This window comes from Corallococcus sp. AB045 (assembly GCF_003668895.1).
Taxonomy (GTDB): domain Bacteria; phylum Myxococcota; class Myxococcia; order Myxococcales; family Myxococcaceae; genus Corallococcus; species Corallococcus coralloides.
Genome location: NZ_RAWN01000363.1, coordinates 1 through 4275, shown reverse-complemented (window position 1 = coordinate 4275; position 4275 = coordinate 1). Strand labels below are relative to the sequence as shown.

Here is a 4275-nt window from a genome sequence, read left to right as displayed (position 1 = left end):
GTTGAGGTCCGCGCGGTAGATCCACGGCGGGCCCGCGTCCGGAGAAGCCCGGCCATCGCCCGGAGAAGCACGGACATCGCCCCGAGAAGCTCCGGCCGGACCGCACGTCGCCAGAGCTGGGCCCGGACGGCATCCCCCAGGTGATGCTCCTGCGCCGCGGCTCCGACCGCTGGCTCGCGGGCCCGCCGTGGATCTACCGCGCGGACCTCAACGGCGACCCCGGCCTCCAGGGCGGTGAGGTCGTGCGCGTGGTGGACGGCCGCGGCTGGTTCATGGGCAAGGCCTTCTATTCGAAGCAGTCCAAGATTTCGCTGCGCTGGCTCACCAACGACGACGTCGCGGTGGACGTGGACTTCTTCCGCCAGCGCCTCCAGTCCGCGGAAAGCCTGCGCAAGCTGGCGCTGCCCGGCGAGACGACGTACCGCCTGGTGCACGGCGAGGCGGACGGCCTGCCCGGGCTCGTGGTGGACCGCTACGGCGACTACCTGAGCGTGCAGTTCCTGGTCCCCGCCATGGAGCAGCGCAAGGCGCTCATCGCGGACCTGCTGGAGGAGCAGTTCCACCCGAAGGGCATCGTCAACCGCTCCGACGTGAGCGTGCGCCACCTGGAGGGCCTCCTCCCGGAGAAGGGCCTGCTGCGCGGCGCGCTGCCGCCGGGCCCCGTCTCCTTCGACGAGGGGCTGGTGCGCATGCGCGCGGACCTGCTGGAGGGCCAGAAGACGGGCGCGTTCCTGGACCAGCGCGAGAACCACGTGATGGCGGCGCAGTACGCCTTCGGCGATGCGCTGGACTGCTTCAGCTACGTGGGCGGGTTCGCGCTCCAGCTGGCCACGCGCGCGAAGCACGTCACGGCGGTGGAGATTTCGGAGTCCGCCTCCGCGCAGCTGCGCGACAACGCCCAGTCCAACAAGCTCTCCAACCTGGAGGTCGTGACGGCCAACGCGTTCGACTTCCTGCGCGACGCGGTGGACGAGGGCAAGCGCTACGACACCATCGTGATTGATCCGCCCTCCTTCGCGAAGAACAAGGACGCGATCCCGGCGGCGGTGCGCGGCTACAAGGAGCTCAACCTGCGCGCCTTCCAGCTCCTGCGCCCCGGCGGCATCCTGGTGACCGCGAGCTGCACGTACCACGTGGATGAGCAGGCCTTCGAGGAGATGCTCGCCTCCGCGGCGGCGGACGCGAAGCGCCGGGTGCAGATCATCGAGCGCCGCGGCGCCGGCCGCGACCACCCCGTCCTCCTCAACCTGCGCGAGACGCGCTACCTCAAATGTTTCGTCCTGCGCATGCTGTGAGATAGGGTAGGACCCATCCAAGGGGTCCATCGAGCGGACCCCGACGTGCGGGAACGGTTCAGTCATGGCACGCCGGGATTGGGACGACGCAGACGATGAGACCCCCGCGTCCGGGACGCGGGCGTTGGAGCGCGCCCTCCAGGAGACGCGCACCGTCTACCGCCAGGCGGACGAGGCGTACGCCCCGTATTCGTGTCCCGCGAGCGGCGAGTGCTGCCAGCTGGCCGTCACCAAGCGCCAGCCCTGGCTATGGCTCCCGGAGTGGGAGCTGCTCAAGCGCAGCAAGCCCCTTCCGCCCCCCCGCGCCGACGGCGCCTGCCCCTACCTGGACGCCGCGGGCCTGCGCTGCACCGTGTACGCGGACCGGCCGTTCGGGTGCCGCACGTTCTTCTGTCAGCGCATCCAGGGCCCCGCCCGGCAGCCGTCGGACGAGGTGTCCAAGCTCCTCCTGCGGTTGGAGCGGATTTCACAGCGCGTGATGCCGTCGCTGCGGGGACCACGTCCCCTCCTGGAATGGTATGCCGGGGTCAGTACCGCCCCGGCCCGGGAGGAACGATGACGTCCATGCTGCAGACGCGGTGGCGGAGCGCCCACCGGAGTCCCCCCGTGTCCGCGCGGTCCAAGCCCGTAGGTGCCCGAGCATGATTCCCCCACGCTGGCTGCTTGCGCCCCAGGAGTTCAAGGGCACCTTGAGCGCGTCCGAGGCCGCGGACGCCATGGCGGAGGGGCTGCGGCAGGCCTCGCTGGACGTGGTGCTGGACGTGGCGCCGCTCGCGGACGGAGGTCCGGGCACGCTGGACGCGCTGCTCGTGGGCATGCCGAAGGGCGAGCGCCGCAGGCTCACCGTGCGCGGCCCCATGGGCACGCCGGTGGACGCCTGCTGGGCGCGGCTGGATGACGGGCGCACCGCGGTGGTGGAGATGGCGCAGGCCTCGGGGCTCGCGCGGGTGCCGCCGGAGCAGCGGGATGCGCGGGCCGCGTGCACGTACGGCACGGGGCAGCTCCTGCGCGCGGCGCTGGACTCGGGGTGCGAGCGGCTCATCGTCGGCCTGGGCGGCAGCGCCACCACGGACGGCGGCAAGGGCGCGCTGGAGGCGCTGGGCTTCCGCTTCCTGGACACGGACGGGGCGCCGCTGCCGCCGGGGGGCGCGAGCCTCGCCAGGCTTTCGCGCGTTGACTCCAGCGGCAAGCACCCACGCCTGGAGCAGGTGGAGCTGCTCATCGCCACGGACGTGACGACGCCGCTGTTGGGCGCGGACGGCTCCGCGCGCCTCTTCGGTCCGCAGAAGGGCGCGGACGCGGCGGCGGTGGAGGAGCTGGAGGCGGCGCTGGCCACGTTCTGCCGCATCGTGGACGAGGACGCCGCGAACCTCCCGGGCGCGGGCGCGGCCGGAGGCCTGGGCTACGGGCTCGCGGCGCTCGGGGGCGGGAAGCTCACGTCCGGGTATGACCTGGTGGCGCGGGCGCTGGGGATGGAGCGGCGCGTGCTGCTAGCGGACCTGGTGCTCACGGGCGAGGGGCGCTTCGACCGGCAGACGTCCATGGGCAAGGGCCCCGTGGCGCTCGCGAGGCTGGCGCGCGCGCAGGGCACACACGTGGTGCTCTTCGCGGGCGTCGTGCAGCGGGACAACGGGCCGGAGCTGTCCCTCTTCCGCGAGGTGGTGGAGCTGAACGGGCAGGCCCGCCCCGGCGCCACCGCCAGGGAGACGCTGCGCGACGCCACCGCGAAGTGGGCGCTCGCGCACCTGGGCCGGTAGCGACAGCGCGGCGCGTCCCTACGGAATCGGATCCGTCGTCCGCACCACCTGCATCCCGGCGGCCTTGAAGCCCGCCAGCGCTTCCTTCGCCACGCGCGGGAAGTCCAGCGCCGCGGGCAGCGGGTCCAACGGAGGCGCGGGCACGGGGCTCATCGCGTCCTCCAGGATGTAGATGTTCCCAAGCTTCGAGCGGTCCGTGCGCTCCAGGTACTGCCGCAGGTCGCGCAGCGTGGACAGCACGCAGTGCGAGCTGGCCTGCCCGAAGACGTACACGCGGTCGAACGACAGCAGGTGCTCCATCAGCCGCGCGTTGAACTCGCCCACACGCTGGCCCTTCACCTCCGTCACCTCCGGCGCCATCACGGAGTAGTTCTCCGTCAGCGGGTGCTCGCCCTTCAGCTCGAAGTGCGTGGGCGTGTCCCGCACCAGCGCGTGGAAGAGGCTCGCCTCGTACATCGCGGGCACCAGCGCGTGGCTCTGCCCACCCAGCAGCGCGTGGTACGGCCAGATGGTCAGCACATACCGGCCGCTCGCCTCCAGCCCCTCGCAGTACGCCAGGCTCTCCTCCGGGTAACGCGTCGCCCGCCAGCGGCCCTCCCGCACGTCCTTCGCGGTGATGACCGTCATGGGCGCGGGCGGACGCCCTTCCGCGTCCCTCCACCACCCCGGATGGAAGATTTGGAAGGCCCGGTGCGTGTCCAGCGAGAAGACGAGCCCCGTCAGCCGGTCCAGGTGCGTGTACAGCCAGCGCAGCGTGCGCTGCGTGTCCTCCACCGCGCCCGGGACGAAGAGGCTCGCGCCCGGCGTGCAGAAGGCCACCTGCGCGTCGATGCCGAACGCCGCGATGCGGAAGCGGTCCTCGCGGGCCGGACGCACGCGGTGCTCGGCGGCGTAGCGGTGGGCCTCCTGGGAGACCTCCGCCACGCGCTCCAGGTAGAGCTGGCCGACACGTGCGTCGTCGTGGAACCGGGGAAGCGGCAGCGGCATGACGTGCTCTCCAGGCCCATCAGCGCCGCCGCGCCCATGGCGTCAGCGGCCCTGCGGGAAGTGGCGCCGGGTGAGGGACTCCACCAGCGCCTGCGTGGTGGCAGTGTAGCCGATGCGCTGCTCCTCCTGCGTCAGGCCTTCGGTCCCCACCAGCGACGGCGTGGACGGGGCCGACTCCATCAGCGGGAAGTAGCCCTGGGGCGTCGCCTCCCCCGCCTGCCCCACCAGCCCCAGCG

General features: G+C 72.4%; 4 protein-coding genes and 1 pseudogene. 3 read left to right on the top strand and 2 right to left on the bottom strand.

Annotation, left to right across the window (positions count from 1 at the left end; translation table 11 throughout):
- The first annotated feature begins 143 nt into the window (after positions 1-143).
- From D7Y21_RS40460 to D7Y21_RS40450, 3 genes are all read left to right on the top strand, one after another.
- The gene (locus tag D7Y21_RS40460) at positions 144-1295 is read left to right on the top strand and encodes a class I SAM-dependent rRNA methyltransferase (RefSeq protein ID WP_120566869.1); all 1152 of its coding nucleotides are present in this window, start codon (positions 144-146) and stop codon (positions 1293-1295) included.
- A gap of 64 nt (positions 1296-1359) precedes the next feature.
- Positions 1360-1854, top strand: a complete 495-nt coding sequence (locus D7Y21_RS40455; RefSeq protein WP_120566831.1) for a YkgJ family cysteine cluster protein — start codon at positions 1360-1362, stop codon at positions 1852-1854.
- Between the two features lie 82 nt (positions 1855-1936).
- A complete protein-coding gene (locus D7Y21_RS40450) occupies positions 1937-3052 on the top strand; it encodes a glycerate kinase (RefSeq protein WP_121718555.1) in 1116 nt (371 codons plus the stop codon).
- 18 nt (positions 3053-3070) lie between these two features.
- Here D7Y21_RS40450 and D7Y21_RS40445 read toward each other — a convergent pair whose 3' ends face one another.
- Positions 3071-4039, bottom strand: coding sequence for a nicotinamidase (locus D7Y21_RS40445; RefSeq protein ID WP_121718554.1), 969 nt, complete (start codon positions 4037-4039; stop codon positions 3071-3073).
- 42 nt (positions 4040-4081) lie between these two features.
- A pseudogene (locus D7Y21_RS40440) lies at positions 4082-4275 on the bottom strand (nicotinate phosphoribosyltransferase); the annotation flags it as partial.

Coding starts and splice junctions, on each gene's coding strand:
- D7Y21_RS40450 (WP_121718555.1), top strand. CDS start 1,937: ATGATTCCCCCACGCTGGCTGCTTGCGCCCCAGGAGTTCAAGGGCACC.
- D7Y21_RS40460 (WP_120566869.1), top strand. CDS start 144: ATGCTCCTGCGCCGCGGCTCCGACCGCTGGCTCGCGGGCCCGCCGTGG.
- D7Y21_RS40455 (WP_120566831.1), top strand. CDS start 1,360: ATGGCACGCCGGGATTGGGACGACGCAGACGATGAGACCCCCGCGTCC.
- D7Y21_RS40445 (WP_121718554.1), bottom strand. CDS start 4,039: ATGCCGCTGCCGCTTCCCCGGTTCCACGACGACGCACGTGTCGGCCAG.